The sequence below is a fragment of the Collinsella sp. HCP3S3_E5 genome (assembly GCF_052067635.1).
GTDB lineage: Bacteria > Actinomycetota > Coriobacteriia > Coriobacteriales > Coriobacteriaceae > Collinsella.
This window is the reverse complement of record NZ_JBQHQF010000043.1, coordinates 1-4,520: the sequence shown is the minus strand read 5'-3', so window position 1 is coordinate 4,520 and position 4,520 is coordinate 1. Positions and strand designations below refer to the sequence as shown.

The 4,520-nt window shown below is 59.4% G+C and carries 4 protein-coding genes; 3 read left to right on the top strand and 1 reads right to left on the bottom strand.

Features of this window, described 5'->3' with window-relative positions; all coding sequences use genetic code 11:
* Window positions 1-197 precede the first annotated feature (197 nt).
* Window positions 198-1,052 carry a MurR/RpiR family transcriptional regulator gene (locus ACTM82_RS08815; protein WP_441055840.1) on the bottom strand — a complete coding sequence of 285 codons (855 nt, stop codon included), beginning with the start codon at window positions 1,050-1,052 and terminating at the stop codon, window positions 198-200.
* Between the two features lie 202 nt (window positions 1,053-1,254).
* Between ACTM82_RS08815 and ACTM82_RS08810 the strand changes: the two genes are divergently transcribed.
* The 3 genes from ACTM82_RS08810 to ACTM82_RS08800 all read left to right on the top strand — a co-directional run bounded on the left by ACTM82_RS08810 (window position 1,255) and on the right by ACTM82_RS08800 (window position 4,294).
* Window positions 1,255-2,703 carry a glycoside hydrolase family 1 protein gene (locus ACTM82_RS08810; RefSeq protein WP_441055838.1) on the top strand — a complete coding sequence of 483 codons (1,449 nt, stop codon included), beginning with the start codon at window positions 1,255-1,257 and terminating at the stop codon, window positions 2,701-2,703.
* A 263-nt stretch (window positions 2,704-2,966) separates the two neighbouring features.
* Complete coding sequence (locus ACTM82_RS08805; protein ID WP_441031946.1) at window positions 2,967-3,503, top strand: PTS sugar transporter subunit IIA; 537 nt, start codon at window positions 2,967-2,969, stop codon at window positions 3,501-3,503.
* Between the two features lie 233 nt (window positions 3,504-3,736).
* On the top strand, window positions 3,737-4,294 hold the full coding sequence (locus ACTM82_RS08800; RefSeq protein WP_427795241.1) for a hypothetical protein: 558 nt from the start codon (window positions 3,737-3,739) through the stop codon (window positions 4,292-4,294).
* Window positions 4,295-4,520 lie beyond the last annotated feature (226 nt).

The window sequence follows — 4,520 nt, the reverse complement described above, 5'->3', positions numbered from 1 at the left end:
GCGCGGCTGCGCCTATGGCACTTCAACATCATTGTCGCAGCCCCGACCCGCGGTCACGAGCGGGGGCTCCTATCTTTTTAGTGCCCTCGGATTGGGTCATAGTGTCTGTCCGTCCTCTACTTGCGGCGTTGTCTTGCTCCGAATGCGGCCCGCTTGCTGCCGTTGCCAGAGTAGTCATTGGGGACGTTCTTAAACGACTACTTGAGCCCGGGCAGGCGGGTATAGGGGAACGAACGCTCCAGGAATTCGGAGCAGTGGGCGTAGTCTTTGGCGAAGTAGCTGCTGTAGAGCGAATCGAGCACGTATTGCACGGCGATGTGGCTGGCGAACTGCGTGATGCGATGCGTCATGCTCTCGTGGTCACTCACCGTAAGGTAGGCGGCAAAGCCGGGGTGAATGCGCGCGCAATAAGGCGTGCCGATGACGATGACCGGGACATGCCGACTGCTGAGGATCGGCAAGATGTCCTTGAGGTTGGGGGCAAGGCCGCTGTAGGAGATGACGATTGCCGCATGGTCGGGATCCGAGGCGAGCGCCGTTCGCACCTGGGCCTCGACACCGTTGTGGCACGTCGCGCTTTTACCGGCGGAGAGCAGGCGGTCGCGGAACATTCCCGCTGGATAGAGGTTGTGCGAGCCCGTGTAGATGTCGACTTGTCGGGCGTTCGCGATGAGCTTGGCGGCGTGGTCGAGCTGCGTGGGATCGAGCAGCTCCTGCGTTTCGGCCAGCGTGGTCTGGTAGAGCCCCTCCATGCGCTCCATAACCTGCGCGGGAGTGGACGTAGCATCGAAAGGGAAGTTGATGTCCACGTCGCGGCGGTTTCCCGCCTCGGTTGCCAAGCGAATAAGCTCGACCTTGAGATCCTTGAAGCCCTCGAGGCCGAGCTTTTTGCAAAAACGATGCACGCTCGCGACCGAAACGTTGGTGCGCGCGGCAAATTCCTTAATAGAAAGCCCGCGGATGTCCTGACCGATGGCAAGGGCTGCAATGCCGAGCTGTTGCTCGGTGGGGGTGAGGCCCTGCGCCTCGATGATCTTGCGTTTGATATCCATGCGAACTCCCACACTCGCCAAACCTGCCAAAAAGGGACAGGTTTATTTTGGCACGTTTTGGTCGGTATCAGGAAGTGTCAGGGGCGGGGCGGTGACGGGGCACAAGGGCGAAAAGAAGTGTCGGGTTTGGTGCGCCCGCTTCTGCCCGTCCCGCGCGTGGGCGATACTCAGCTCATCGATCCGCGATGCAAAGGAGATGCTCATGGCAAACATCAAGTTCCCCGAGGGTTTCTATTGGGGTGGCGCCACCGCCGCCAACCAGTTTGAGGGCGCTTGGAACGTGGACGGCCGCGGCCCTTCCGTCGACGACCATTTCTTGGGCGGCAGCTACAAGGAGCCGCGTCAGATTACGACCGACATCGACCCCAACCGCTTCTACCCCAATCATGACGGTATCGATTTCTACCACCACTACGAGGAGGACATCGCGCTGTTCGCCGAGATGGGCTTCAATATGTTCCGCATGTCCATCTCCTGGAGCCGTATCTTTCCCAACGGCGACGACGCTGAGCCCAACGAGGCCGGCCTCGCCTTCTACGACCGCGTCTTCGACTGCCTGCGTGCCCACAATATCGAGCCGCTCGTGACCCTCTCGCACTACGAGATGCCCTATCACCTGGTCGAGAAATACAACGGCTGGGCGAGCCGCGAGCTCATCGGCTTCTTTGAGAAGTACTGCCAGACCGTCTTCGACCGCTATCAGGACAAGGTCAAGTTCTGGCTCACCTTCAACGAGATCAACTGCGGTACTCAGGACATGGGCAACCTCTTTGAGACCAGCATGATTCAGGGCTTTGAGGGTCCGGCGTCGGCGGTCCACACCACGCCGCAGGCTCGTATGCAGGCGCTGCATCACCAGTTTGTCGCCAGCGGCCGCGTCGTGCGCTATGCCCATGAGCATTACCCGCAGTTTAAGATGGGCAACATGGACTGCTTCATTCTTTCCTATGCCGCCACGTGCGATCCGGCCGACGTGTTCGCCACGCAGCAGGAGATGAATACGATGAACTGGTACTGCTCCGACGTGCAGGTGCGCGGCAAGTACCCGTTCTATGCCAAGCGCTTCTGGGCCGAGAACGATGTCGAGCTCGTGATGGAGGACGGCGACCTGCAGGATATCGCCGACGGCAAGGTTGATTTCTACACCTTTAGCTACTACATGTCCGGCACCGTGGGCACCCACAAGGATCACGAGATGACCGAGGGCAACATGACCTTTGGCGGCAAGAATCCCTATCTGGAGTCCACCGACTGGGGCTGGCAGATCGATCCGCTGGGCCTGCGCATCGCCCTCAACGAGATTTACGCCCGCTACGAGATTCCGCTGATGGTGGTCGAGAACGGCATGGGCGCCTGCGACGAGGTCGAGGAGGACGGCTCCATCCATGACCCGTATCGCATCGCCTACCTGCAGAGCCACATCAAGGCCATGGGCGAGGCCATTGCCGATGGCGTTGACCTGATTGCCTACACCTGGTGGGGTCCCATCGACCTGGTTTCCGCCGGCACTGGCGAGATGCGCAAGCGCTACGGCTTCATCCACGTCGATAAATACGACGACGGCACCGGTACCTACGAGCGCCGCCGCAAGGACAGCTTCTTCGCATACCAGAAGATCATCAAGTCCAACGGCACCGAGGGCTTGGAATGATTGAGCTCCGGCGTTCCGCCGAACGCCGGACCGGCCGCCGACTACGTGACCACCGACGTCGATGACGACGGCATCTGGAACGCTTTTGTTCACCCGGGGCTTATCGAGGCTTAATCGACAATATGAGTCCCCATGGGAAAAGGTTTTGGAAGGGCTTGGAAGGGCTTGTGATTTGGGCCCTCGCCTTAGCATTTTGGCCATTTGGCACTATAATCACCATAGGTATGCGCATAACGTTGCGCTTAATCAAGAGGAGAAAACGTATGGGTCTGTTTGATATGTTCAAGAAGAAGGCTGAGCCCGTGGCTGCCGCTGCTCCGGCCTCCATTTCTGCTTCTGCCGGCGCCGACGTGCTGTGTTCGCCCGTCAAGGGCAAGGTCATCAAGATGGCCGACGTGCCCGATCCCGTCTTTGCTGGCGAGGTTTTGGGCAAGGGCTGCGCCGTGTGGCCCGAGGACGACCTGGTCTACGCTCCCTGCGACGGCAAGGTGACCGTCACCATGGGTCACGCCGTGGGCCTGCAGTCCGATAGCGGCATCGAGGTTCTGGTGCACGTTGGCGTCGATACCGTCAACATGAATGGCGACGGCTTCGACGGCTTCGTCAAGGCCGACGACGTCGTGAAGGCCGGCCAGCCCTTGCTCAAGATCGACCGCGCCAAGATCGCTGCCGCCGGTTACAAGGACTGCGTCGTCGTGGCCGTGTCCAACACCGCCGAGTTTGCCGATGTCGAGCTCGCCGTCGAGGCCGAGTCTGCCGTCGCCGCCGGTGACGCCATCGTTAAGGTCGTCCGCAAGTAGTCTGCGGCATCCAGAAGATGCACAAGGGTGGTCGGGTTATCCGGCCACCCTTTTTTAATAGGCCGAGCAGGCGCATTTTATTGCAGGGGGCTTGCTTTATGGGCCATTCACTCGTCAAATTGAGCCGCCCACGCTTTTGCGACGTAGGGGGTTGAACGGAGCCGCTAATATGGACTTACTGTTGCGACGTGCGCTGCGCGGGAAACGCAGCGCCGCTTGTTTGGAGGAATGTCATGAAAAAGAAGCTGCTGCTTGCGCCCCTGATGGCTGCCCTGGTCGCGTGCGTGGTTTTGCTTTCCGGCTGCGGAGGGCCTTCGGTGGAGGAGCTCATCACCAACGACCTTACGAGTCAGTTTGACGAGATCAAGAACGGCGGCGATGATTTCCTCTCCGGCCTGGAAGAGGCTTCGGGCGACGAGTTTGAGCAGCTGGGCATCGATCCCAAGGAGTATGCCAAGAGCTATCTCGAGGGTTTTGATTACAAGATCGGTGATGTGACGGTCGATGAGGACAAGGGCACCGCGACCGCCGAGGTCACCATCACCTGCAAGTCCATGAACAAGATCGTCGAAGATTTCGCCACCCAGTATCAGGAGAAGATCGCCGCACTCGATACGATGCCTTCCGAGGACGAGCTGTACAAGATGGCCGGCCAGGTGATGGTCGACGTGACCAAGGCCGCTAAGACCAAGGACACCAAGGTCACCTTTAAGTATTCCGCCAACGAGGATAACGAGTGGTCTGCCGACGATTCCGCAACCACCGAGATGATGAATGCGATGATGAACTAGTTCGTTGCGGCGTTTTACCAAACGCCGCAACTGCTCGACGCTGCAAGCCCGTCAGAGCGGCAATCTGCCTTTCAACTTCGGCGGCATGATCAAAAGATCAATGCCCTCTTGTTTCAAGGCACCTTGCTCGCTCTGGCGGGCTTTCGCTCATATGACCCAATCCGCTGTCAAGAGCCACAATGGCCCCGCCGACCGCTTGCAATCGGTCGGCGGGGCCTGCCGTTAA

Bases quoted from the DNA above. Each gene is read 5' to 3' on its own strand.
- ACTM82_RS08815 (WP_441055840.1), bottom strand. From the start codon at position 1,052: ATGGATATCAAACGCAAGATCATCGAGGCGCAGGGCCTCACCCCCACC.
- ACTM82_RS08800 (WP_427795241.1), top strand. From the start codon at position 3,737: ATGAAAAAGAAGCTGCTGCTTGCGCCCCTGATGGCTGCCCTGGTCGCG.
- ACTM82_RS08805 (WP_441031946.1), top strand. From the start codon at position 2,967: ATGGGTCTGTTTGATATGTTCAAGAAGAAGGCTGAGCCCGTGGCTGCC.
- ACTM82_RS08810 (WP_441055838.1), top strand. From the start codon at position 1,255: ATGGCAAACATCAAGTTCCCCGAGGGTTTCTATTGGGGTGGCGCCACC.